The following is a 26,796-nucleotide window of genomic DNA, read 5'->3' as shown; positions in this document are numbered from 1 at the left end:
ACAAGCAGCATTTTGCAAATGATAAAATGAATGATCCGTTCTTTCAAATCCTGACAAAGATTTTGAATAAAGTGTAGCTTTGCTCACCGTTAAGGCGCTGATTAAAAGTGAAACAATGTTCTCTAATTGAATTCAACTTCAGATGCAGCGTTCTACTCTTAAGACCGGCTTCTCCAATGAAATGATAAGGTGGTCGGTAATTTTAGCAATATCCGTGATAGCGATTGCCTTGCTTGTGCTGATTGGGTGGCAGTTTGATATTCTAGTCTTAACACGCCCCCTTCCCGGCGCCAAGGCGATGAATCCTATTGCTGCACTGGCATTTATTTTTGCAGCCGTTTCATTCCTTTTTCAGACTACGGACCAGCTCACAGGGAGAAAACGAAAGACCGGCTACATTTTTGCCATATTGGTTTTACTAATTGGGACGCTAAAATTTTTTTCTCTCACCTTCGGCCTGGATTTTCAAATTGACGCACTGCTGTTTCAAAATAAACTGCAATCTGATCGCATTGTACCAATTGCTGCGATTAATTTTATGCTGACAGGTATTGCCTTATTGCTTTTGCATGCGAAAACAATAAACAAAAGGACTGCTTCTGATATTATTCTCCTGACTCTCGCCGGTATAAGCCTGTTTGCCATATTAGGCTATCTGTACCAGGTAAAAATATTTTACGGGGTATTCACTTATCTGCCGATGGCAATTCATTCCGCCGCTTGTTTTCTTCTTTTGTCCTTATCCATGCTGTTTTTTAATGCAGATAAAGGATTGATGAAGGAAATTACAGGACCATTTGCAGGAAGCATGGTTGCACGAAGGTTAATTCCTGCGGCCATACTGGTACCTGCTCTTCTTGGCCTTTTACGCATGGTCGGTCATTGGACAAGCAGCTTTACACTTGAATTTGGCGTAAACATTTTAGTATTTAGCATCATTGTCGTGTTAATGGGTATTGTATTGTATAGTGTTACACTCCTGAACAAAAGAGATTTTCAAAGCAAGCTGGCTGAAAATGCTTTGAGGGAAAGAGAAGAGCAAATACAAACTATTTTCAAAGCTGCGCCTGACGCGGTGATTGTTATCGACCATAACGGGTATGTTACTCAATGGAACCCAAAGGCTGAGTCTATTTTTGGATGGAGTAGTGATGAGGTGAAAGGAAAACTCCTGAGTGACACCATTATTCCGGACCGTTACAGGGAAGCGCATAAAACGGGATTAAACCGTTTTCTGCAAACGGGGAAGGGGCCAGTGATTGGAAAAACAGTTGAGATCCAGGCCATCAATAAAAACAATATTGAACTTGATATATCACTCAGTATTTCTCCGGCGATTTCAAACGGAAAATATCTGTTCATTGGGTTTGTGCGTGATATATCAGAACAAAAAAAGGCAGAATTGAAGTTAAAAGAAAGTGAAGAAAAATTTCATAAAGCATTCAGGGCAAGTGCAGCGGGTATCACCATTACACGGCTTTCCGACTCCACCTACATTGAGGTAAATGATGCGTTTGCTAACATCACCGGCTATTCAAAAGAAGAGTTATTAAATCACAGTTCCACAGAGTTGGGACTGGTGGTGGACATGGAGAAACGGGAAGAGATATTGCAGCTTATCAGGGAGCATGGATCGGCAAAAAGCTTTGAAATGATGATCCGGAATAAATCGGGAAAAATATTGGATATACTTGCTTCAGTTGAGACAATTTTATTGAAGGGAGAAAAATTTGCAATCAATATCATTTATGATATAACTGAACGCAAAAAAGCGCAAAGGGAATTAGAGACTGTAAACAAAGAACTGGAAGCTTTTTCTTATTCTGTTTCTCATGACCTGCGTGCCCCTTTGCGTATAATAGATGGCTATACCAAAGCGGTAATGGAGGACTATGCTGCAAAACTGGATGAAGAAGGAAACCGGCTGCTTGGCATCATAACCGCCAATGCACAAAGAATGGGTACCCTGATTGATGATCTTCTTCATTTTTCCCGGCTGGGCCGAAGAGAATTGACAATACGCCGGGTGGATATGAATGAGCTGGTCAGGTCAGTAATTGCCGGACAGCACCTGGTAAATACAAATAATGTAACGCTGCACATCGGTAACCTCGAGCCGGCCTGGTGCGATAATAGCCTGATACAACAGGTGTGGGTCAATTTTATTTCCAACGCTATAAAATATTCCCGTGAAAAAGAAAAGCCCGTCATTGAGATCACATCTGTTAAAACAGCTCATGAAGTTATTTACAATGTAAAGGACAACGGTGTTGGGTTTGATATGAAATACGTCAACAAGCTTTTTGGTGTATTCCAGCGATTGCATCGCCTGGAAGAGTTTGAAGGAACCGGCGTTGGCCTGGCCCTGGTGCAGCGAATAGTAAGCAGGCATGGCGGCCGGGTGTGGGCCAACGCAGAAGTAAATAAAGGAGCAACCTTCTATTTTAGTTTACCTGCCATGCAAAATTAAAAATGCATTTAATTATATAACCGTAATAACAGGAGGTGTTTTACCGCCAGGGATTCCTGTGCATTGACATTGAGAACAGGCTTTCAATAATACACTTGCAACAAGTAAAGCCACATCAACAATGTGCTATGTTGTTCAATTCTTAACCTTTTTCCCTAAAAGGGTTGCAATGATCGCATCATATTCTTTGCGGGTAATTTCTCTGAGCGTAGTGAGATCAGGTTCAAAATCCACATTCCTGCATTTTTCAATGAATGCGATTTTAGCGCTGTCTCTGCCGGTAGCTTCCAGTGTAATTTTTCTTCTTCTTTTTGCTCCATTCTTTTTATCCTTTGCAATAACAACAAAGTAAGGCATAATTAACAGGTAGTGGTTTAAGCGGCGCAAGGTAAAAAGCACTACGCTGAAATAAAATCGGATTTTTACGAAGTAAGATTAATCTTACATCGTAGATCATTTTTGACGTGAGTTGCAAAAAAAGCAACGCAGAATAGTTGTAATAAACGTTTCATGCCTTATTGTTTTATAAGCGATTTGCTATTGAAATATTAATCGTCAATCACCTGGTGAAAGTAAAAGTATTTTTAGCTGAAAACCGATCACCAGTTGTTATCGCTTGCAAAGAATAAGCTGAGCTTCAGGAAATGGAGGCATGCACAATTTGTTCAATATCCAATTTTCGCATAGCCATAAAAGCTTGTGCTGCCTTGCCTGCTTTGGCCGGATCGCTCATGATCTTGTTCAATACAGTTGGAACGATTTGCCAGGATACACCAAATTGATCTTTCAGCCATCCGCACATGCTTTCTTCCCCGCTTTCAGTGAGCTTTTCCCAGTAATAATCTATTTGCTCCTGTGTTTCGCAATGGATGGTTAATGATACACCTTCACTAAAACTAAAGTTGTGTGGCCCGGCGCTTTCCATCAACATAAATTTCTGGTCATTTAAAGTGATCTGCGCATGTTTTACCTTGCCTTCCCCGTCTGGCAATTCATTAGCCCCATAACGAAGGATGCCGTCAACCCCGGTGTTTTTGAAAATAGAAGAGTAATGTGCTATGGCTTCGTCCACCCGACCATATTGTTTCCCGGTAAATAGCAGGCAAGCCGTTATTTTCTGGCCCACGTCACTTATTTTGCCGAGGGCAAGCTGCCACGAAATGCCGTACTTATCGGATATCCATCCATACTTTTCGCCCCAGGGATATTTGTCTAAAGGCATCAACACCTTCCCTTCCTTACTAAATGCATTCCAGATGCGGTCAAGCTCCGTTGCATTTTCGCAGATATAATAAAATGAAATGGAAGGATTGGGTTTGTACATAGGTCCTCCATCCAAAAGCGTGAAGCTTTGCCCTGAAATATCAACGCTTGTTACGATGGGCGACTGGCTTGTAATTTTTGCATTGGCAAAAACAGAGCAGTACAATGCAGCGGCTTCTTTTGCCTGCCCGTCAAACCAAAGACAGGAAGTTATTTTCTCATTCATTCTTTATGATTTGATAGCAAAGAAATAAAAGTATAGGATCAGTGAATAGAATAAAAACGACACTATGGCTTTTTTTTCAAACCAGACCTGAGATAATCATTGGGTGTGGTTTGTGTGAACTCTTTGAATGAACGGATAAAATGGCTTTGATCGGCAAAATCGTTATCGTAAGCAACATCTGAAAGCTTATCAAATTTTTTAGTCCTGAGTTGCGCAAAGGAAAGCTGAAACTGGCAGATGCGCCTGTATTGGTTTGGACTGACCCCTACATATTTTTTAAAGATCCTTTGAAAGGTCCTTTCATTAAGATTCAATTTATTCCGTATTGCGGATAAGATTTCCGTATCCGGGTTGCACAGGATCTCATCCGTAGCATATTTAATTATTTCACATTCCCTCTCCTGTTGCTGCAACTGGTGAATTAATAAATTATCAAGTACCTCCATTTTGCTCTGCGTTGATCCTGCATAGATCAATTGCGTTATCAGCGCATTTGTTTTATGCGGATTCCAGGTGCAAAGATCAACGGGGGCCTTTACTAATTTCATGGCGGGTATATTAAATATACCTGCCAGTACAAATGGTTTAAAGAAACAGGCGATGATAGTTGTATTGTCATTAATCGTCCAGCAGTCTGGCGGGATAGATTTTCCAAACAGGGTTAATTGCATGACGTTCTCATTTCCTGTCTGATCTTTTTCAGTCCGGCAGAGTAAAGCAGGCATGCCATTGGTAAAAAGTGGCAGTCCGGGCGGGTCTGCTTCAACAAATCCTTCCAGTATCAAAACCGTTCTGACATATGCTGACAGCAACCGATGTGGTTGTTGGTACCAGTATTTCATTTCACCTGATGTATGTTGTTATGTCCGGCCGTCATGTGTGCAGGCTTCGGTTGCCTGCCATCACTAAGTTATGAAATGAAAAGAGAACCATTTCATTGAGGAAAAGGATTTAAAGGAGATTTGTCCCCTACCAACCAGATATGCCCGAAAGGATCAATAAATCCTCCTTGTCTATGAATGCCCCATGGCGCCTCGTGATTTTTTATTTTATCAAGGCTACCATTTGCACCTGCTTTCACAGCACGATCTATAAATGCATCCGGATCATCACAAAACACTTCTATTCGTGCTGATGTTATACCCAGCCTTTCAGGGCTTTCCCATCCATTCTTTGCCGGCTCACCTACAAAAAAGACTGCTCCCTCAATCTCTAAACCAGCTACCGAACCAAGGTTCCATAATTCAATAGCGCCGAGAGCCGTCTTATACCATTTAACAGCTGTGGGTGTACTTACGACTGCCAGCATAACTGATATAACCGGGTTACCCGAAGACATATGGTAAAATTTTTTGCTTGCGCATGTTAGAGCAGCCGTTTTATTCTGTTTTCCATTGATTTCGAAAAAATCTTTTGATGTCTTTACAAATACAACGGTCAGGTATTGCTGCGGTGGAATATTTTAGAAACCGAAGCTTGGTTTTGCTTGTCGATGAAGTTAAGAACTTTTGCCGGGCTTTATTCGTCTGCCCCGAACTACTGCTGACAGTAGCAAATAGCTGATGTTTGGATGCCAAGCCCCACTTGATGGGTTTGTTAGCTGCTGTTTTTCTTTTTTGTTTAGTTATTTAGTTTCTTAGGTGTTGGAAATGCTTAATAATAAATTATCTAATTACCTTGTCTCTCCAATACTTTAGTCATTGACTTAATAAATGCAGCCTTATCCTTTTTCACCTCTTTCAACATTGCTTTCTTGTCAGCCGGTATAGGGAAATATTTTTCAGCCCATAAGTTTATTTCAACCATTACAGGAAGCAAGTCGATGCCTTTTTTGGTTAACCTGTATAACACCTTTGCTTTGCTATCCGGATGATCTAATTTTTCAATGATCTTGTTTTCTTCAAGTTCCTTTAACCTTGAAGCCAGAATATTCGTTGCTATACGTTCCGGGGCTTTTAGAAAATCGCCATAAGTGCACTCTTTTGCAGACATCAGGTCCCTGATAATCAACAGGGACCACTTATCTCCCCATGCATCAAGCGAACTACAAACGGGACAATCTGACCTTTTTTTCGATTTCATAAAAAAAATATTTTAAAATTACTTGCATTTTGCAAGTAATTGCTATATTTGCACTTGCAAAATGCAAGCAAATATACAGATTAACTATTTAAACAAAAAGAAATGAAACAAAATATTTTAGTAACAGGAGCATCATCAGGCTTTGGTTTGTTAGTCGCAAACGAGCTACACAAAAAGGGTTACAATGTAATTGGCACAAGCCGAAACCCTGAAAAGTATGCGACAACGTTACCCTTCAAAATGATTGCATTAGACCTTGATTCAGAGCAGTCAATTAATACTTTTTCAGAAAGGATATTCAAAGAAATAAGTCGTTTGGATATTCTAATCAATAATGCAGGTTTTTTAGTGTCGGGTATTGCAGAGGAAACGCCCATTCAGTTAGGCAGGCAACAATTGGAAACTAACTTTTGGGGAACTATAAAGGTAACTAATGCTGTATTGCCATTTTTTAGAAAACAAAAATCCGGTAAAATAGTAACTGTAGGTTCAATTGTAGGGCTTGTTTCATTTCCTAATGCCGCTTACTATGCTGCTTCAAAACACGCATTGGAAGGGTATTTCAAATCATTACGTTATGAATTGAATGAGTTTAATATTAGTGTTTCTATGATTGAACCTTCTGCTTTTAAAACAAGCATTTTAGATAATTCATCTTCGCCTTTAACGAAAATTGAAGATTACAATACGTTAAGGGGTAAAATTGAAAAATTCACTAATGACTTAGTAGAACAAGCCGAAGACCCTTCAATTGTTGTAGGGAAAGTGCTTAAAGTGGTTCAAACTGATAAGCCTAAGTTCAGGAACATTGTTGGTAAGGGCACTTCTGCCTTGATCAATTTGCAGCACTTCGCCTATGGTATTTTAGAAAAAGGAGTTCTTAAAAAATTAAACAAATTTTAAAATAAAACTTAGAATAGGGAAGCAATGCAAAGTAAAATGAATAGTGGCAAGTCCACTCAGCCCAATGGTAACATCAATACCGAAAACCATGGAGCGATACTCGTTGCCCGTATCGACGGTGGTCCTCATGCATTGTTGGATCAAGAGATTGCCAGGCAATTGAAAGAGTTGGTTGATAGAGCAGACCGGGACCCGAACATTCGTGCCGTTGTGTTCACAGGCACTCATCCGGATCGGTTCCTGAGCCACTCCGATGTTACCTGGCTACAACAGGGCGGTGTAGGATTCCCTCCTATCAATACAGGCTTTGCAGGAGTTGTTTCACGCATGGCGAGACTAATTAATAAAATACCTATTGTCAGATCACTTGCTGGAATGACAAAACTCAAGACACTTTTGCAATTAGATAACATGCATGCGACATTCCTGAAAATGAATGCAAGTGGCACCATATTCATTGCTGCTCTTAATGGTACCGCTCTGGCAATCGGTGCAGAATTGGCGTGGGCATGTGATATTCGCATCATGGCAGACGGGGACTTTGTAATCGGATTAACGGAAGTACTGCTCACACTTACTCCGGGTGGCGGAGGGTCTCAACGATTGCCTCGCTTAATTGGCATGCAGCAGTCTTTAAATGCTATTCTTGAAGGTAGGCCGTTTACGCCAGCAGAGGCTCTTGCACTTGGGGCGGTTGATGAAGTAGTACCACAGAATAAGGTGCTTGAACGCTCAATAGAGCGGGCAGAATATTTGAGTCGCCGTTCAAAGAAGTCTCTCGGGGCTATTAAGCGATCTGTATACTTTGGTAGTTCAATGTATATTGAAAAAGGTTTACAACTTGAGCATGCTGAGTTTCTCGTGAGAGATCAATCAAAAGAAGCCCAACATCTGATGCTCGACTACATTGCTACTACAGCAGCTACCGGAGAGCTCCCTTTATTGAATCGGGAGAAGTACGCTCAAGCACTGAACACGGGTCATATAGGTGATCTTCCAACGAATAAATCCGGACGATAGTAAAGAATAACAAAATTCAAAAGGAAAAATGAACATAAAATATAGTTTATTATTAATAGTGGCCTTAACGACTTTTATTAATGTATTCTCACAATTAAATAAATCAACAATTATGAGATATCAAAATGTAAAAACAGAATCCACAGATGTAAACGGAACAAAATTCTTTTATAGAAAACTTGGAGAAAATAATTCGGGCATACCAATTATTTTTCTAAACCATTTAGCTGCCACAATGGATAACTGCGATCCAAGAATTATAGATGGCATTGCTTCACAACATCAGATAATCGCTTTTGATAATCGAGGTGTAGGTGCTACCAAAGGTAAAACGCCAAAAACCATTGCAGAAATGGCCACAGATGCAAGAGCTTTTATTCATGCGTTAGGCTATGAAAAAGTTGATTTGGTTGGCTTTTCATTGGGTGGTTTTATCTCTCAGGAAATATTACTCCAGGAACCACAGCTTGTTCGTAAAGCTATACTAACCGGCTCTGGCCCTGCCGGAGGAGAAGGAATAAAAAATGTTACAAGAATTACTTACCAGGATATACTAAGAGGCTTATTTAGTTTTAAAGACGCTAAAACCTATCTTTTTTTTAATAGAAACGAAAATGGAAAGAAATCAGCGAAGGAATTTTTAATCCGGTTAAAGGAACGCAAAGAAAATCGTGATGAAAAGATGAAAATTGGCAACTTCCAAAGACAGCTAAAAGCTATTCATGCCTGGGGACTACAAGCACCACAAGATCTATCAGTAATTAAACAACCCGTATTAGTAGCAAATGGTGATAACGACAGAATGGTTCCGAGTAGTAATACTTATGATTTAAATAAGCGCCTTTCTAATTCAGAAATCATTATTTATAAAGATGCCGGGCATGGTGGCATATTTCAATATCACGAAGAATTTGTAAAAAGTGTATTGGCGTTTTTAGCAAAATAAAGAACAAAGCAAAAAAGAAAAATTCAGAGCATGAAAGCATTTATTGTTAATCGCTACGGCAAAAAAGAAAAATTGCAACTAACTGAAATAGCAGACCCGGTTGTAAAAGAAACTGATATTTTGGTTCAGGTACATGCAGCAGGTGTGAACCTTCTGGATTCAAAAATCAGAAATGGTGAATTCAAAATGATTTTGCCTTATAAAACTCCATTTACCATGGGGCATGATGTGTCAGGTGTTGTAACGAAAGTTGGTTCAAATGTCAGCAAATTCAAAGTTGGTGATGAGGTTTATGCAAGACCTGCAGACCATCGGATTGGGACTTTTGCAGAATTCATTTCCATGAATGAAAATGATGTTGCCATTAAGCCTAAAAACCTCTCTATGGAAGAAGCCGCTTCTATACCCCTGGTGGGTTTAACAGCCTGGCAGGCACTAGTTGAAAAAGCGAATTTGAAAAAAGGGCAAAAGGTTTTCATCCAGGCAGGCTCCGGTGGTGTAGGCACATTCGCCATTCAGTTGGCGAAACATTTGGGTGCTACTGTGGCTACAACAACAAGTACCGCAAATATTGATTTGGTAAAAAGTTTGGGTGCAGATATTATAATTGATTACAAAAAAGAGGATTTTGAAACAATACTGAAAGATTACGATGTGGTGCTGAATAGTCAGGATACAAAGACACTCGAAAAATCACTGAAGGTAGTAAAGACTGGTGGAAAAGTTATTTCTATCTCCGGTCCGCCCGACCCTGATTTTGGGCTAGAGATCAATGCGAATTGGTTTTTGAAAATAATATTGAAATTTTTGAGTGCCGGAATCAGGAAAAAAACAAACCGTCTTGGTGTAAACTTTTCTTTTCTTTTTATGAGAGCAGAAGGCGAACAGCTAAGTCAAATAACAAAACTAATAGAGTCGGGTGTCATAAAACCGGTTATGGATAAAGTGTTTCCCTTTGAACAAACTAATGAAGCTATGTCTTATGTAGAAGCGGGTCGTGCAAAGGGTAAAGTTGTTGTTAAGGTCAATTAGTTTGTCTGGCTGGTAGCGTCTTTAAAGTAGCAGCTTCCCTGGCTAACCGGTGCCGATGATTGATTAAAAGCTCAAGATATTTTTTTTCTGATAGTAATTCGTTAGTTGGATATGTAGCTCAATAGCGAACCGGACGAGGAAAGACACGATCCGCAAGCCGCCATTTTTGCGAGCCTAGCGGAAGTTTTTCAAATTGAAACTTAAAGGTGAGCCGACACCAACGATGTTGTCTTCAATGTAATTAGTTAACCTGTTATCCCTAGTCATTGCTAAATAGCAAGCAAAATTATCACGTATTGTGCCTCGACAATCATTCATAAATAAACTGTCAATAAATTCTTCGTTATTGACAATATTTATTTGAGAACTAATTAAACTTTCTATTTGATTTATAAGTTTTCCAAATGCCTCATGAGATATACCATAAACGTTTATAGTTCGAAAGCCATAGCGAAGTGGTGCAAAAATAAACTCGTTTCTTCCCATTTTATTTTCTTTAATCCACTTCTTTAGTTTTTTTGAGCCAACATATGGCAGTATTTCAACAGTAACATACAATCCTGCCATATTGGTTCGAAAACTCCAAAAATTAATATCAAGAAATAAGTCATCAGTTTCAAACCTAATACGAGGTCTACTTCTTGTATACCTAAAGCCTTTGTGCTCAAAATATTTTCCAATAGCTTCACAAAATGCTGCAAAAATATCTGCAGGTGAAGTTTTGTCGGTCTGATTATTTAAAATGGAGTCTTCAGTCCAATAGAGTGCTGCCATAAAATTTCCGCTAAACGTAAATTTATGTCGCTCCAACATTCAATTCAAGAAAAATCGATTTTGATTTTAAAATCTAGTCTTCGCCATTTCAATACGATAGCTATCGGATGTTAAGGCGCCAATACAATTTCCATTCTTCCATTCCTTTTCGCCACAGGTAATCCGGGGAACCAACAATATTGAAAGATCCTCTTTACTGACATGCAGATAATCCCAAACCCTGTGGAATTTTTTCCATACCCTTCAATTCCCGAAACCTGGTATTAAATGCTTTATAAACTGGCTAAGAACTTGTAGTGGAATAATTGGTTTTTCGTATTTAATGGTTTTTTAAAAACGGAAACATTGAGGGGGCGGATATTTATCTGCCTCCTGCTTTTAATACGAAAAATTTAACCGTTGACACAAGTAAAAAAAAAATGACCATTGTATCAAACGATGGTCACCTATTGAAATAATGGCATAATCCTTTTCGCTAAAAAGTGTGTAACAGGCAGCAAAGATTTCAGCCAATAAAACTCCGGGCAAAAGGATGTTTCGCCCGGATTTTTGCTAATTGATTATAGCCATTTGCTCCCAGTATAAAGCTTGCATTTTCAAGTAAGCAGAGAACTTTGCCTGCGATAAAAATGCATCATTGCTTTTACCCCAGCCGGCATAGAACCGAAACACTACCGGTTGTTCCCCGGCTATTTTCAGGCGCACGCCATAAGTGTTTTGAATATCTGTTGCTTCATTGGGAGTGGTGAAGTAGTTGCTAAAGCTGTTCGCCGGTATCACTATTCCCATTCCTAATTCGTCCTTATTCTCAGATTGCTTATCGAAAGTGAAAAGGATCTTATGATTGGCGGTATCAACCTGGTAAGATTCCTTGCTGTGGAGATTAACAATTCCTGTTACCAGTTTAGCATTGCCAGGGGCTCCGTTAATTGTTACCTTACTCTCATAAAAATATTGTCCACCCCAAATGCTGATCTCTTCGGTAAGACTTACGGGCTTCAGGTTGTCCAATAACTTCCATGCGGGATAATGCAAACGGATGACAGCCCTGACAGGCCCATCGGCAATTTTTTCATAAACTACCTTTCCCATATTAACGCCGCCCAATCTTATCAAACTATCTTTACCATTTTCCATTGGAACAGACAATGCCAATGCGCCTGCTCCCAATGATTTTCCAACCTTCAATACATCCATTCCCCAATCCGCCTGCAGGTGATAATTCTTTGCGGTGTCCAGCCCTATTTCATCCATCATCATCCGGCTGGTTATCTTTCCCCAAATATCCTTTCCATTTCGTGTATCAAAATATAACCTGAAACCAACTTTATCATTCTCCCATGCAGGGCCTTCCGTCAAAAAAGGTGGATAGGCCTGCTTCGCAAAATCTGTCGCAGGCTGACCTGCAGGTATAGAATCTCTTTGCAGATCATTGCCAAAACTATTGTCAGCATTTTTTCGCCGATGCCTTGCATGCGCCCGAACAAAAGCTTTAATGGCCGCAGGTGCATCGGCAATTGCCAGCGACAAACCGACTTTTTCCTCCGGCTTGAAGGAATATAAAAAAGCCAGCTCATCCCAGTTACCATCCCTGTCCATATCATCGTATTGAACCAATACAGGTTTGTCGTCTGCGGTAGTCAGCAAGACAAACTTTCCGGGGGGTATTGTTCCAATCTTTGCTTCAATAACTGATTTCGTCAACACGATTAACTCATCTGGCCGCTCTGCCGCTAATGGGTTTGTTATGGTAATGTCTTTGCCCGCAGGTGAGTTACAGGATAAAAACAAAAAAAACAAACCGGAAATGGCAACAGTAACTCTTGCTGGAAAACTTATTTGCATCATTATTTTTTTACAGTGAGTAAAAATAGTTGATTAAAAACTCTGCAATATAGGTTAAAAGTCTACCGGGCCATCCATCCTCCGTCCACAAACAACACCGTTCCGCCGATGCAGGCGATGCCAGCCAAAGCTATTGCCATGGCTTGTCCTGGTCCCGCATCACGTCCTGTAACCAAAGCCGTTTTGCCTTCCAGATCAAATAACACTAAAGCTTGCATAAACCAATGTCCGTTTATTTATTGATAAAAAAAGATTGTTCAATTGGGTTTGCCGATTGCAGTTTTCCCGCAACACCGTACTGCCACGCAACAACCGTGATCTTTACCGGGAATTTTGCGCAGGGAGGAATTTTTGTAAAATGCAGTTGTTGATCCTTTACAAAAGCGGGGCCTGCTTTTACATAGTAAGATACCCGGGCACCTGCAGATGAAACGGCCTTCAGCCTGATATGTTTTATTCCAGCTTTTTGATTTTGTATTTGGGGAAATTCAATTTGTTGCGCCACTCCCTCTTTATTGAATAGAGGGAAACGCATATCCAGTTGCTGAACGCTACTCTTGTATTGATCATCCCCTTTGTTATGCGCCAGCAGCCAGATATCATTGCTGCGTTTTGGATTGTTAAATCCAAGCCTGCTGAAACTGATCTGAAAAGCAGTGTCGTTGATTTTCTTTACCGGCCCGCAGATTCTGTCAATCTTCAAAGCGGTTTTTGCAAATGCAGTAACCGGTTTTGTTCGTGATGTGTCCGCAAAAAAAGCACGAAGTGTAAAGCTGATCCCGTCTTCCAGCGGAATAAATTTCAATTGATAATTGGCATGTGTTTTTACCGGTTGCAGGATTTCACCATGTTGCATAAATCCAATATCCTGTTTTTTCTTTCCTCTCTCAGCCACATAAAATTTTTCTGTAGCATCGGCCATCTGCTGATCAAATACCCATGACGCAAACTGACGGTTCCCTTTGTATAAAGCGTAAGGAGCTGCTATTGCCATTGGCAAACTATTCTTGTGCCAGCGATCCATCAGCCAACCCTGTTGTGGTTTTACAGGTATAAGTACATTCGGTTTGTCCATGGACATTGATTTCGGCAATCGTTTGGCCGCAGCTTTTTTAATGAACATACACACATATGCAATCATCTCATCGCTGTAATCGAAATGTCCGTGACCGGCATCGCAAAACAAATTGATAGCACTGTTAGGATGTTTGGCGACATAATCAAATGCTGGCTTTATCCGATCTTCCCACCATTCATATTCTCCCATGATAAACAAAGAAGGAATCCCGTCGATATTCCTGTTTCCCCAATCTACATTGGCACCTCCATAACCTGCGAGGTTCGTTTGCGGAGCATCACCATGTATGGAAACCAGTGCCAATGTTCTTCCGGGATTCCAGGCAGCAAAATTCCAGGGGAAAGTAGCATAAGCTGAGTGTCCAAGAGGTATAACCGGTGCATGTTCCAGCTCTTTATACCCCGAAACATCGGCCAGTAATTTCATCATATAACTAAAATCCTCACCTGCATCTTTTGTAAAATCGAAAGGCATATTGATACCGGGTGTTACCCATACTTCTGCAATACCCAGTTCACGCATCGTTTTACGGAACAATGGATGTTCCAGCATTCCCTCCTCTACCATATTATGCTGTGCAAACACAACGGATTTCACCTGCCTGCAATTTTCCGGTATCCATAAATAAGCCTGCGGGTGATCTTTTGTTTCACCAGAAACAACACTATCTACTGCAACACTCCATTGCCATACTTGCGCATAAGCAGATGAAACGAAAAAAAACAGAAGGAGTAATAGTATGCTTTGCTTCTTCATAACAATTTCTACTGCGGCCGTACTGCCTGGCGTGCAACCATTTTCCAGTGGCTATTTTGTTTATTCCATACTGTAAGTATTGACAACTTTACCGTACCAGGTTTTCCGTTGTCATTCGTTGTGGCATTCAGTATATGCGTCACTACTGCGGTGTTTTGATAAACCCGTATTTTTTGCTCAGTTATATCAATCGTAACAAAATCAGAACTACCATTTACAAATGCCCGGATAAAAGCAGATTTGTCTTCTATTTTTCCGCCGGAATGTCCATAACTAAGATCATCCGAAACAATGGCAGCAAGCTTTGCTGAGTCAGCAGAAATCATCGCTTCTTTAAGATCATTTACATCTTTTGCTACCTGTTTTATTTTTTTGCTTTGCGCAAAGCTTATTCCGGCAGTAAATAAACCGGCAACCATTAGTGTCAATGCCTTCTTCATATTTTTATTTTGTTATTCTGAACCAATCCACATCTGCATAACCACCATTTCTTATTCCCGGTACGCCTGTACAAAACAATCCCACTTTAGCGCCAATCCATTTATCAGGTTTAGCTGTGAAAGATTTTCCAATGGCTTTGTAGTTAATCCCATCTTCACTGTAACTGAATGTGCATTGCGCATCAGGTGATGACACAGTGACCCGCAAATAAACCGTTGAATCTTTCAATGGCTTTTGCTCAACTGTATTTTCTTCATTTCCCGATAAAGCATCTTTACATATTACCTGTGATACAAGATAGCCGTTCTCATTTTTTGAAATGGACAGATAAGCATAATCGTTACCCATTACCAGCAAACCCGCTTTCTTTTTCTGCCATACATCCCATTCAATATTCCATTCAAGTTTTGTTGTAGCGGTAAAATCCGGCGCAGGAAATTTTTGCAACAGCAGGCTGGGAACGGCCCACAAATTTTTTGACGAATCAGAGGGATAAGCAAAGAGCCTGAGATATCCTGAATTCCTTATCAGGGCCGACCATTGAATCTTAGGATTGGCATGCCATTGCCACTGCAAGCCCAACGTATCAGTAGTAAACTCGTCGCTTTCTGCAGGTGTTGTTACCGGGTATACCTTTCCAACATTCGGTTTCCTGAACACTAAAACTGGTTCTCCTTTTCCATCCCCATCCTTATCCACGCCAATCACGGGCCAGTCGCTTTTCCATTGAACCGGCTGCAGATGCAAAATTCTTCCATATACACCCTTATCCTGGAAATGATAAAACCAATATTCGCCTGTCTGCGTTTGAACCAACGCCCCCTGGTGCGGGCCGTTGATAGCAGTATTGCCCTGGTCCATTACTACTTTCCGTTCATACGGCCCATAGATATTCCTGGAGCGCAATGCCAGTTGCCAGCCTGTAGCAACTCCGCCTGCAGGTGGCAGTAAATAATAATAGCCATTGCGTTTAAAAAACTTAGGTCCTTCTACGGTGTGGTCCTGGTCATGCCCGTCATATACATGTTTACCATCATCAATTACTTTGGTTCCTTCTTTATTCATTTTAAAAACGGTAAGCAAACTGTTGACGCCTGCCCTGCTACCTGCCCAGGCAACAGCTAAATACGCTTGTCCATCATCATCCCAAAACGAAGAGGGATCAATAATGCCTTTGCCTGCTAACACCAAAACAGGCTGGCTCCATTCTTTTGCAGGATCTTTGGTTTTGATCATATAAATACCAAAATCCGGATCGGGATAGTAGATATAAAATTCTCCGTTGCGATAATTCATCGAAGGAGCCCATACACCCTTACCGTGTTGAGGCGCATTAAATACTTCTTCAGGAATTTGTTTCTTTAATGCATAGTTAATCAGTCGCCAGTTTACTAAATCTTTTGAGTGAAGGATTGGCAAACCGGGAGTGCAATTAAAACTGGAAGCCGTCATGTAATAATCATTACCCACACGTATCACATCAGGATCGGAGTAATCAGCATACAGTACCGGGTTTTTATAAGTGCCGTCGCCATTGTCGGCCACCCATACCTGCGACATATAGTCTGTTTGGGCGGAAACATGCGTTAAAAAAATTAAACTTACTATCACAGCGAACAGCTTCTCATTATACTTCATACAATAAAAGAATTTAGTGTAAGACGTTTGTCTTTCAAGAAAAAATAATGTAATGCGGGTTACCCGCCGGTCTTTAACTGCAACATTTTCTTATCCGAATACACTGCCTTTATCGCCTGGCCGTTCAGCTTCACGTTTGCAGCTTTCTTATTGACAGAAAGTTCTGCACGAATCAATGGTTGTCCCTGTAATAAAATCCGTGGCGTTTCATCGTCCAGGTTTGCGTGCAGAAATACTTTTGAAAGTGAATGCAGGATCACCTCATCTTTCTTTCGGATATAACTTCCATTGGCAACAAACCAACTGTTGATATTCTCAACTGCTAAAGGGTTGGTTCCTTCTTTGTAAGTCACACCTAATAAGTAAGCATCTGTTTCCCATCCATTGATTTCATTGTGGCTGTTCCGGTGCATGATCCTGCCATCGGCCATCAGGTTGAAGTACACATCGGTTGTTATACCATTATCTGTAATTCGCACACCGATATAATTATTACCTTCCAGTTTTTCAATCCCGGGCAAAGCAGTTCTCATTTCCTTCGCACTGGCCATGCCCGACAATGAGGGCCCCTCAATTGGCTTATTCTTATCATCCAGTAAAATAATAGCGGTAATAAATTTTGTTTGCTTCAATTCTTCTGCAGGGGAAATGGAATAGTAGGTAACCTTTGTGTTGGGTTCATGATCTTTTACACCCTGCTTTTCTTCCAATCGCATTTTTTCAGGAAAATCATGTGGATATCCATTTGGTAAGGTTTCAGGAAATAACGGTCTTACCAAAACAGATGCGTTACCATCTGTTATATCCAGGTCGATCCCTTTCTTCCTGGCATCAACAGCGGTATGCAATAACCATTCAAACTTTCCCTGATCATAGGTTTTCACATCATCCAAAATCAATATCACATTACCCACCCAAACCACGTTTCGGTAGTTGCGTAAAAAATAATGGGATGTAGGTCCTGTAGCATCGGCAAGAATATATTTAAAATTGCCTGCGTCCATCAGGTTATATAAATGGCCTGTATTTTTAACAGCATGGTACTGATCCTGCGGATCCTGCGCCTTACCATTGAACAAGATAACGTTGTGTGCATCACTGCGAACAGAATAACTGCTATACAACGGGTTGCCGTAGTTGACATTACCACCATCGATCAATAAATTTTTGCCATTGTGATAAAGTATAAACGAACCTGCATCTGCATGGGCATGGTTCCACGTATAACCCGATTTAATGGCAAGCATACTTGCATTTTCCTTCCATGAAGAGCGCATAGAAGCCCAACCCATATTTTCATAAATGGCAGAAGTTGGTAAATCAGGAGCAGGCTCTGACGAGCTGATAACCGGACTGTACAACAAACCCAACGGTGTGTGGATGCCAAGATCTTCTTTTATGCGATCCCGTTTGGTTTTGCTCAAATACCATTCGTATCTCTTTTTAGTAAAACCCAAAGCCATCATCAGCTTCACCGGTCTGTCGCCATTGGCATAAGGATTGGTATCGCCAAAATTGACAGATTGAAGTTTGCCGGATGCAGGATAAGACATTTGGATAAACCAATCCAGTGTTTTCTCCAACAACGGATCATAAGGCTTCAAAATTTTTGATACCGCATTTGTCCACGCCACTCTGAAGAAAAGATATTCAGAAAAACCAAAGTTGGCATAACTGATGCTTTCATAAAAACCACCTGCCGGATCAAAGCTGGAAGGCTTATTTTCTAAAACACTTCCTGAAAAAGCAAACCACTCGTCCGCAGATTGCATCACATCCTCAGCCCATTTTTTAGCCTTCGGTACTTCGTTCATGATGGCAAGTGAAGCTATCCCCGCCTGGTAGACAATTGAACTCCACCAGTTGTGTCCCATCGAATTTAAAGTGTGTAATCTTTTATCAGCCGAAATCCAGTCGTTTAGAGATGGCTCTATACCCAATGTTACAATACGCTCGGCCATCTGTTTTTTTTCGCCTGGTGTGAGTATATCATAAATGGCATCAAACGTGATAGCACTCATACCATTGTAACGGGCTGTACCCAATGCTGAGTTCCATCTCGGGCTGCGGTCATCCAATCCATCCCATGCGCCTCGCTTCAAAAGATCCTGCAACAATGTTTTTGCCTGAAGTGCATATTTTTTATCACCTGTCATGCGATAGGCAAAACTCAGTTCTTCCATGCTGCCGCCCTTTCCTGCGGTTGCTGCCGCATCTGCATTAGCAAGCATTTCACGCCAGGCTTTTTCCATAACGGTATCTTTCCTTAGATTTTCCTTTACTGCTTTAATATTCCCGGCCGTATAGAAAAGGTAAGGGTGAGCCTTTACCTTACCGATCCCTTCCTGTGAAAATGCACAGCTGCATATGAGCATTAGTGTAAAAACGAAAGTTATCTTTTTATACCACATTCAGAATACGATTTATGTATTATAGTTATTTCTTTATGCATACTTATCTTATATCCCAATATACCACATAACGCTCCCGGTGCGTATCATACAATGGTTTCAGCGTTATTCCTTCTTTAACTGTTTTAAATGTCAATGACTTTCCGGCAACAGGTTTTACATATTCAAGCAATTTGTTCATATTCAGTTTTAATTCGCTGGTGATGCCTGAAGACTCTTGTGCCCGCAATATTCCGGTTAATGAGTTCTTCAGGAAAAGCTCCGGGGTAACCTCCCTGGTTTAATGCCTGCTGTACTTCAGCTAATCCTTTTACAAGACTATCGGCTTTTGTTTTAAACTTTTCATCATGAGTAGATGAATATAATAAGGCCAGGCCAGAAAGAATATGCCCGGTTGTATGCCCGCGGATCTCACAATCCAACGACTCCCATCCTGCTATTTTTTTTACGGTCATATAACCGCCTTCCTGCCCGCTGTACACCCCTGCACTGGTACGAAAGCTGTGCAACAGCCTGTTTACATCAATACTCATCAACCATTGCACTTCTCTTTCCCTATTTTTTGTAAACCGGCTATCAGGCAGCTTCACATCCTGCAAATCGAAACTGTAAACCGCAAGCTTCAGTTTATCTTCCAATTCAAATTTGCCGGCATGCTGACCGGGGTAATGTGACTGTGCATGAACAATACAGGCATGCAGAAATAAACACGCAGTAAAAATTTTCCTCATCACTTAATTTGTTTTGTCTTTAAAATATTCCGCGCCATTATAGCAAGAACAGGACTTGATAAAAACGAATTGAACCCGTTCTTAGTTTGTACAATATGTGTCATGAAAAATCCATACACGTTATTTTTCTTATCAATCCACGGATAAGCTCCCGCCCATGAAGGACTGCTGATGAGCGTTGCTTCTCCCTTTTCATTTACTTCCTCTCTCCATTCACCCAACCCATAAATATCTTTTCGCAAACTGCCTCTCACATTTTCAACAAACTCGCCTGTGTTCACTTTTGCATTTAGCACATGATCCGCCTGCATGGCTCTGATAGCATTTACTGATAAAATTCTTTTTCCTTTATAAACGCCATTATTAAAAATCATAGCAAGAAAATTGGTGTAATCCTGCAAAGTTGTCCTGGCGCCCCCGCCCAGCATTGGAGCATGTCCCCCACTGGAATCAACAGGAGTAAAATGAGTGGAATACATACTAAGAGGAATGGCAATCTTTTGCTGAAACAATGTTTCCCAGTCTTTACCTGTTGCCAGTTCAGCCATTCTTCCTGCTACCTGCATACTTAATCCTCCGTATTTGAATTTTGTTCCGGGTAATGTATCAGCAGGAAGATTGACAATTTGCGCAACAGATTCTTTTAAGTTTTGATAAATATCTATTGGTTGATCATCCGGCTGATAGTCAGGATAACCTGCGGTATGAGATAATAGTTGCGCCAATGTAGCTTCGCCCTTTGCATCAGTAAATTCAGGTAACCATTTTTTTACTTTATCATACCATGAAAGTTTTCCTTCATCAACAATTGCTGCTATTGTTGCAGCAGCCAGCCATTTACCGGCTGATGCAATGAATACAACTGTTTCAGGTTTGTAACTCCCGAAATAATTTTTATAAATGACTTTGTTATCTTTTGCAATAAGAATAGAAGCGCCATTGTAATAACCGCTATCAACCCAGCCTAGTATTTTATTGCTTAAAAAAGAAAAATCATATTCCTGCCTTTTGCTATTTTTCTCCTGGGCAAATGAATCGCAGAAAGGCCAATGCAGTAAAAAAACAAGCAACACTGTTATGAATTTTTTTTTCATTCTTTTAAGCTGTTCAGTTACCTTTATTTGAAGTAACCAATATTGAATTCATTTCGCTTTATATTCCTATCCGCTATTTATAAATCCTCAACACCGTAAATGAATAAGGCGGCAATATTTCTTTGAGCTCAGATTGTGCCGAAACAGCGGTAACGACAACAGGCACCAACTTATCTTCCGGCCGACCTTGCAAAACTGATTTCTCCATTTTATTTCCTACACCCAAATTGTTCAAATCCAGGTTCACCGATGTAGCAATTGGTAACAGGTTAACTATTTTTATAATCAAGCTTCCGTTGGCGGTATTGCGCACAACTGAAATAGCAAAGCGCTTACTCACAGCTTCATCGTTAGTTGAAAGTTTAATGTTTACCGGCAAATATTCATTTCCCGCATTGTTGCCGAATAATTTTTGCACTTCATAGTTCACTGTTGGTTTTACTTCTGTGTTGTTGAAATAAATCAGGTCAGGACTCCATTGAGTATGTTTTTCTTTTGCAAGCAATGGTGCATAAGAAGTCATTTGCACTACATCGCCATTGCGTTCCACATTGATCAAATACAGAGCTTCGGCAAGGGCATTGTACAAGGTATTGCCACGTGAAGCATACTCTCCAAGATATACCTTCGGTTTATTACGATCGTAACGATCGTAATAATTTTGATTATTGATAAACCAGCCCGGGCTTTCGTAATAATGCTCATCTACCATTGGAACATTCAGCTTGCTGGCTAATGTCCATCCCTGCTCGTAATCAGTTCCGTTATGAAAAGGGCCGGAAGTTCCGATTATAATTATTTCAGGATGTTTTTGCTGAAGTGCTTTGTTGATCATGGTAAAACGTTCTTCAAAAACATCTGTGATCTGGTCTTCGTTGCCGATACCGATATATTTAAGATTGAACGGAGCCGGATGGCCTGCTGCTGCTCTTAGCTTTCCCCATTTAGAATTAACAGGTCCGTTAGCCCATTCAACCAAATCAAGAATATCCTGCACATATTCATCCATTTCTTTCATCGGTATGCCGCCTTGTTGACCGCCTCCATTTATACCCACGCCAGAGTTTTGGCATGAAACGCCGGCAGCAATTACAGGCAGTGGCTCTGCTCCTATATCCTCACAATACTGGAAATATTCAAAGTATCCCAAACCAACGCTTTGATGATAACGCCAGATATTGGGTTGTGGCTTCCTTGTTTCAATGGGACCGATGGTGTTTTTCCAACGGTAAATATTTTCAAGTCCATCGCCATGCGTTACACAGCCACCCGGAAAGCGGATGAACCGGGGGCGTATGGCAGCAACAGTTTCTGCCAGATCTGCACGCAAACCATTTTTTCTACCCTTAAATGTTTTTTGAGGGAAAAGTGAAATCATGTCCAGCATAATATTTCCTGCAAACTGTGTGTGCAGTTCCAGTCTTGCATTATTTATATTTTCTGTTGCTATGAATTGAGCCGCATATTTTTTCCAATTCGTGTCGTCAATATTCACTTTTGTTTGGGCAATTATTTTTCCTTCTTCAGATACAAGTTTTACCAGTATTGTTTTCTTTATTTTATTGGTATTTTTTGCGAACAGCGAAAAATCATACGCATCGCCTTTTTTTAACGGAATGCCATCATAACCGCTGTTGATGAAAGCGCCGCCGGTTTGAGTTACCCGCAGCACAGCATAGTGCGGGTTATTGGGATGAAGAGGTGCTACACTGTCAATCACAAAGCTTATGTTCTTTCCTTCCGTTGTCCAGGAGTGTTTTGTATTCCAGGTTGTATCACGATAAAATTTTTCGGCGGGCATGTATTCAAAATCCCGGTTCTGCAAAAGCTCCGCATACAGGCCCCCATCGGCTGAATAATTGATATCCTCAAAGAAAACTCCTATCAGCAGATTGGATATGGCTGTGCGGTTTTCGGGTTTCAGGCTAATGGTTGCCGTTAGTTGTTTTAATGCTGCAAACCTGGTACTGTCATCTTTGAAGGATTCTGCTGCCTGTTTATTTTTGAACTGCTTCAATTCCCATGATTCGGTAAGCCGGGCAATAACCTGCCATGCAACTTTGCAAACATTGCCGGTTGTTGGGCCTGCAGGCAGGTTAACTGTTATCCGGTCATCTTTATATTCGGAAGCAGGAATGGCTACGGCTGAATCAAATACTTTAAAATCCTTTGTGCTGATTTTATAGTACTGGTTGCCGGAGATAAATGAAATTGTGTACTGCCGGTTGCTTTTATCATAACGTACAACAGGCTGTTGAAAGCTTAAGTTTTGTTGCAGGTAAGGATAACTCTGTCTTCCCCAATTCACCAGGTTGGCTGAAGAAGTATGAGCAAACTGGTTGAGTGTTTCATTGTGGCTCCAGATACATTGCCACTCCCCGGAAGCATCCTGAAACAGGTAAGGGCTGTTCATTTGTTTCAAGTTTGCATAGTCACTTCTTACATAGCCGTATTCATTGCCAACCATGTTCCATTTTTTTCCATCAGCACTCCACGCAAAATGCAAACCACTACGTCCTTTATCTTTAAGGGTGGCGTAAGAAAACAGGTAAACGGAATCAGGTTCGTTTGCTAAAACTGTTTGATTGATTCCAACTACCAAAAACAGCATCAAAAAAAGTATCCTTCTATTATTTTTTCGCATTACTCAAACCATTATTAATAAACTATTACACACATGTCTTAAAATGTTGGAACAACTTTAAGGATGCTGCCATCCTCGTTAAACTCCATTTTGTCGATGCATACTTCCCGGTTGTAACCTGCTTCTGGTCCCATATAAATACCGCCGGGGCGTTTAAAGCGATGGTAAACAATATACCATTCGTCTTTGCCGGGAACCTGCAACACAGAATGATGGCCGGTAGCAAAAATTCCTTTGCTCGCATCCTTGCTAAGAATAATTTCTCCTTTTGATGGATCGATCGGGTCAACCGGAGAAGCAGATTTCAAATAACGTACCTGGTAATCGGGACTACGGGTATCGTTTTTCGACCACATGAAATAATAAAATCCATTGCGGTAAAAAACATGTGTGCCCTCGCTGTAATATTGATCATTTGAAATAAGAACCTTTGTAGTGTTTGGTTTAATCGACAGCATGTCATTATTCAATTCACAAACAGCCATAAAAGCATTTCCCCAATACAAATAAGTTTTTCCCGTTTTAGGATCTGTAAATACATCAGGATCTATATTCTGACCACGCTTTATTCCTTCAGGCAATTTGTCAATCAAAGGTTTTCCTAAATCTTTAAAAGGTCCTGTTGGATTATCGGCAACAGCAACTCCAATTTTTTGACCTGCTGTGAAATAATAATAGTATTTGTAATTCCCGGCCTTATCTTTTTTTTCAATGATGCTTGGTGCCCATGCATTACGCTGCGTCCAAGACACATCCTTTTTTAAATCAAGTATCACGCCTTCATCTTTCCAGTTCTTCAGATCACTGGAAGAAAAAGTTTTGAAATAAGTACCGCTCCAATTAGTAAAACCATCGCTTGTTGGGTAGATATAATACTTCTTCGTTTTTTCAGCATAAAGAATTTCCGGATCAGCATAACTTCCTTTTAATACCGGATTATTTTTATTTGGTTCGGTTAACGAATCATAAGAAAGTCCCCAATGCCTGGCCAATTTTTCAGCTTCTTCTTTGGTAAGTTGAACGATGGCTGCATGTTTAGGCGACGTGAAATTGGTGGTTTTCATCACACCTTCATTGAAATGGCCGAGATCAGTAAAGTTTACAAAATCACTTGTTTCGCTGAAGCCAAAATTGTGTGGCGACAGGCCGTATATATCATACATCAATACCCATTTTTTTTCACCTATACGCTTCCATACATGGGGAGCCTCACAGGATACTTTTTCCGGATCATACCAACGGGCATCAAACTGGTAGTCACCATTGATCTTATCAGATACAGCCTGTTTGATTCCTGCCTGCCCATCATGTGAAACATAAAACATCCGATATTTATCACCAACCCTTGTTATATCAGCATCAATAGCAGAGACTTTCGGATCAGGATATTGAAACAATAACTGTGGCATCGTTTCAATTTTATCGAAAGCATCATTTACATATACATAATAAAGTTTGTTCGCTTCATTTTTGAAACGCATGGTAAAGTAAATCATCAACTTTCCCTTCTTCTCATCGTAAATTGTTTCGGGCGCCCAGGCACATCCTATTTCACTAAATGCTGCTGACAATGTATCAAAGCGGATATTGGTTCTTTTCCAATTGATAAGATCCCATGATTTCATCAGCACCAATCCACGATTATTTCCCCAACCATATTGTTTTCCATCACGCTCCCATTCTGTGTCCCTAAGACCATCTCTTTTTGCAAAAACATGCAGATCGGTCATTGCTAAATAAAAGCCACCATCAGGTCCCCTGAAAATATGCGGATCACGAATACCCTTTTGCATTGCAATGGTATCACCGGCAATCACAGGATTTCCATTATTCAATGCAGTAAATTTATAGCCATCCGGACTCAATGCCATATATAATCCATGCGTTTCATCCCTATGAAAAACCATCAGGTAAGCATTCATATCTTTTTCCTGCGGCACAGTATTTTTATAACGGAATTGATTAAAACATGCTGTTCCTTTTCCTGCCGAAAGCAAGCCAATACGTAATGCATAAAATCCTTTATAGTTGTTATGATGCAAACTTGAAACATCCAGATCTTCTATCAACGAAGTCCATGTATTACCGTCCTTGCTAACTTTAATCAGAACATTGTTTCCACGGTTCTGAATTTTTACATAGAAATGCTTCCCTATTTTATTGGGAACTTTCAATGAGTCATTTGCGTTTTTATAAACTGTAAACCAACTTCCGTCAGAAATCAATCCTGCATAAGCCTTCTCATTGTAATACAGGATTAAGCCGGCAATATTTCCTTTGCCTGCAGTTACTTCAACTTGTGTTTCATAATTTTTATCAGTAACAGTGGTGAGCAGAATACGACCATCAGCAGGAGTTGTTCCTTTTGCTTCAACAAAAAGACTTTGCTGTTTGAATGCAAGAGACTGTGGTGCATATTCTTTCCAATAGGTCCATTGAATGCCTAACGTATCACTTTTAAAATCGTCGGAAAGTTCAAGTCCATGTTTAATAGTAGTTGAAGACTTTACAGGAGGGTTTGTGGCTTTGGTCCGAAACCATCCGTCACTTGTCCACTCAATTGGTTCGATCAAAGTTTGTCTTCCCAATGTATGATAGCCATTTGCATAAGCATGATATACCATCCACCAGTTTCCATTCACATCGTCAATCAAGGTACCGTGTCCTTTCGACCACCAGTTATCATCCGCACTATAAGTATGCACAATTGGATTGTAAGGAGAATTTTCCCATGGACCGAAAATGCTTTTTGAACGTGCTGAAACAACCATGTGACTTGTTGCAGGACCAGCAGTACCGCCTTCTGCAGAAGTCATGTAATAATAACCATTATGATAATTCAGCTTTGGCGATTCAAGGCACATGCATTCTGTTACCCAGCTCTTAGGATACACCCAACCGTCATATACTTTTTTCTTTTTGTCGATGGTGGCTAAACCATCTTCGGTTAGTTGAATCATTTCACCTTCGTTCACATATAGGTAGCGGTTGCCTTTTTCATCAGCCACATGCCCGGGATCAATGCCTGAAACTTTCAGATCAATGGGTTTGCTCCAAGGCCCTTTTATATTATCAGCCCAAACCACCCAATTCGTGTTGTCGGCCGGATAGTAGATGTAATACTTTCCTTTGTACTTCACCAGATCCGGCGCCATTGCAGAACCCTTATACTCCGCGATCGCACGGCAAACAGGTTCCCAGTTCATAAGATCTTTCGAATGCCAGATCAAAAAACCGGGAGCATAATAAAACGGAGAATGTGTCATGTAATAATCCTCACCGTCACGTATAATCGATGGATCAGGATAATCGCCTTGCAAAATAGCTTTCGGATATTCCTGCGCCTGACTTAAAAAAGATACCAGGACGAGCAACGTAAAACACAATACTTTTTTCACTTCCCTTTTAATTTGATTATTCATTCTTTTTTCGAAGGAGATAA

General features: G+C 40.5%; 22 protein-coding genes. 5 read left to right on the top strand and 17 right to left on the bottom strand.

What is annotated here, in order from left to right; translation table 11 throughout:
• Positions 1–142 precede the first annotated feature (142 nt).
• Complete coding sequence (locus tag P2W73_RS01490) at positions 143–2,470, top strand: sensor histidine kinase (protein ID WP_276500202.1); 2,328 nt, start codon at positions 143–145, stop codon at positions 2,468–2,470.
• Positions 2,471–2,605: 135 nt separating this feature from the next.
• On the opposite strand, the gene P2W73_RS01485 is transcribed toward P2W73_RS01490, so the two are convergent.
• The 5 genes from P2W73_RS01485 to P2W73_RS01465 form a co-directional block, all read right to left on the bottom strand.
• On the bottom strand, positions 2,606–2,827 hold the full coding sequence (locus P2W73_RS01485) for a hypothetical protein (RefSeq protein WP_276500201.1): 222 nt from the start codon (positions 2,825–2,827) through the stop codon (positions 2,606–2,608).
• Positions 2,828–3,107: 280 nt separating this feature from the next.
• On the bottom strand, positions 3,108–3,959 hold the full coding sequence (locus P2W73_RS01480) for a VOC family protein (protein ID WP_276500200.1): 852 nt from the start codon (positions 3,957–3,959) through the stop codon (positions 3,108–3,110).
• Between the two features lie 62 nt (positions 3,960–4,021).
• Complete coding sequence (locus P2W73_RS01475; protein WP_276500199.1) at positions 4,022–4,801, bottom strand: helix-turn-helix domain-containing protein; 780 nt, start codon at positions 4,799–4,801, stop codon at positions 4,022–4,024.
• 92 nt (positions 4,802–4,893) lie between these two features.
• Positions 4,894–5,298: a VOC family protein gene (locus P2W73_RS01470; protein ID WP_276500198.1), complete on the bottom strand. Its 405-nt coding sequence runs from the start codon at positions 5,296–5,298 to the stop codon at positions 4,894–4,896.
• A gap of 329 nt (positions 5,299–5,627) precedes the next feature.
• Positions 5,628–6,041 (bottom strand): winged helix-turn-helix transcriptional regulator, encoded by a 414-nt coding sequence (locus tag P2W73_RS01465; protein WP_276500197.1) that lies wholly within the window; start codon positions 6,039–6,041, stop codon positions 5,628–5,630.
• A gap of 102 nt (positions 6,042–6,143) precedes the next feature.
• Between P2W73_RS01465 and P2W73_RS01460 the strand changes: the two genes are divergently transcribed.
• The 4 genes from P2W73_RS01460 to P2W73_RS01445 are packed head-to-tail and all read left to right on the top strand — an operon-like array spanning position 6,144 to position 9,942.
• Positions 6,144–6,944, top strand: a complete 801-nt coding sequence (locus P2W73_RS01460; protein WP_276500196.1) for an SDR family oxidoreductase — start codon at positions 6,144–6,146, stop codon at positions 6,942–6,944.
• A gap of 24 nt (positions 6,945–6,968) precedes the next feature.
• Positions 6,969–7,964, top strand: a complete 996-nt coding sequence (locus P2W73_RS01455) for an enoyl-CoA hydratase/isomerase family protein (protein WP_276500195.1) — start codon at positions 6,969–6,971, stop codon at positions 7,962–7,964.
• 28 nt (positions 7,965–7,992) lie between these two features.
• Positions 7,993–8,910 carry an alpha/beta fold hydrolase gene (locus tag P2W73_RS01450; protein ID WP_276500194.1) on the top strand — a complete coding sequence of 306 codons (918 nt, stop codon included), beginning with the start codon at positions 7,993–7,995 and terminating at the stop codon, positions 8,908–8,910.
• Between the two features lie 30 nt (positions 8,911–8,940).
• Positions 8,941–9,942, top strand: coding sequence for an NADP-dependent oxidoreductase (locus P2W73_RS01445; RefSeq protein WP_276500193.1), 1,002 nt, complete (start codon positions 8,941–8,943; stop codon positions 9,940–9,942).
• Positions 9,943–10,116: 174 nt separating this feature from the next.
• On the opposite strand, the gene P2W73_RS01440 is transcribed toward P2W73_RS01445, so the two are convergent.
• The 12 genes from P2W73_RS01440 to P2W73_RS01385 form a co-directional block, all read right to left on the bottom strand.
• Positions 10,117–10,716, bottom strand: a complete 600-nt coding sequence (locus tag P2W73_RS01440) for a hypothetical protein (protein ID WP_276500192.1) — start codon at positions 10,714–10,716, stop codon at positions 10,117–10,119.
• Between the two features lie 552 nt (positions 10,717–11,268).
• Entirely contained in the window at positions 11,269–12,561 is a 1,293-nt protein-coding gene (locus P2W73_RS01435) for a DUF4861 domain-containing protein (RefSeq protein WP_276500191.1), read from the bottom strand.
• Positions 12,562–12,623: 62 nt separating this feature from the next.
• Positions 12,624–12,779, bottom strand: a complete 156-nt coding sequence (locus P2W73_RS01430) for a hypothetical protein (protein WP_276500190.1) — start codon at positions 12,777–12,779, stop codon at positions 12,624–12,626.
• Positions 12,780–12,793: 14 nt separating this feature from the next.
• Positions 12,794–14,395: a hypothetical protein gene (locus P2W73_RS01425; protein WP_276500189.1), complete on the bottom strand. Its 1,602-nt coding sequence runs from the start codon at positions 14,393–14,395 to the stop codon at positions 12,794–12,796.
• An 8-nt stretch (positions 14,396–14,403) separates the two neighbouring features.
• Positions 14,404–14,835 (bottom strand): nuclear transport factor 2 family protein, encoded by a 432-nt coding sequence (locus tag P2W73_RS01420; RefSeq protein WP_276500188.1) that lies wholly within the window; start codon positions 14,833–14,835, stop codon positions 14,404–14,406.
• 4 nt (positions 14,836–14,839) lie between these two features.
• On the bottom strand, positions 14,840–16,474 hold the full coding sequence (locus P2W73_RS01415) for a glycoside hydrolase family 43 protein (RefSeq protein ID WP_276500187.1): 1,635 nt from the start codon (positions 16,472–16,474) through the stop codon (positions 14,840–14,842).
• Between the two features lie 59 nt (positions 16,475–16,533).
• A complete protein-coding gene (locus tag P2W73_RS01410) occupies positions 16,534–18,726 on the bottom strand; it encodes a heparinase II/III domain-containing protein (protein ID WP_500691727.1) in 2,193 nt (730 codons plus the stop codon).
• A gap of 202 nt (positions 18,727–18,928) precedes the next feature.
• Positions 18,929–19,066, bottom strand: a complete 138-nt coding sequence (locus P2W73_RS01405) for a DUF4986 domain-containing protein (RefSeq protein WP_276500185.1) — start codon at positions 19,064–19,066, stop codon at positions 18,929–18,931.
• A complete protein-coding gene (locus tag P2W73_RS01400) occupies positions 19,050–19,616 on the bottom strand; it encodes a beta-L-arabinofuranosidase domain-containing protein (protein WP_276500184.1) in 567 nt (188 codons plus the stop codon). The genes P2W73_RS01405 and P2W73_RS01400 overlap by 17 nt, the downstream gene beginning before the upstream one ends.
• Positions 19,616–20,710 carry a serine hydrolase domain-containing protein gene (locus P2W73_RS01395; RefSeq protein WP_276500183.1) on the bottom strand — a complete coding sequence of 365 codons (1,095 nt, stop codon included), beginning with the start codon at positions 20,708–20,710 and terminating at the stop codon, positions 19,616–19,618. Before P2W73_RS01395 ends, P2W73_RS01400 begins: the two co-directional genes overlap by 1 nt.
• 73 nt (positions 20,711–20,783) lie before the next feature.
• Positions 20,784–23,354, bottom strand: a complete 2,571-nt coding sequence (locus P2W73_RS01390) for an alpha-L-arabinofuranosidase family protein (RefSeq protein ID WP_276500182.1) — start codon at positions 23,352–23,354, stop codon at positions 20,784–20,786.
• Positions 23,355–23,392: 38 nt separating this feature from the next.
• Positions 23,393–26,776 (bottom strand): family 43 glycosylhydrolase, encoded by a 3,384-nt coding sequence (locus P2W73_RS01385; protein WP_276500181.1) that lies wholly within the window; start codon positions 26,774–26,776, stop codon positions 23,393–23,395.
• Positions 26,777–26,796: the final 20 nt, after the last annotated feature.

It is taken from the genome of Terrimonas pollutisoli, from assembly GCF_029360765.1.
Taxonomy (GTDB): domain Bacteria; phylum Bacteroidota; class Bacteroidia; order Chitinophagales; family Chitinophagaceae; genus Terrimonas_B; species Terrimonas_B pollutisoli.
This window is presented reverse-complemented; position numbering and strand designations above follow the sequence as displayed.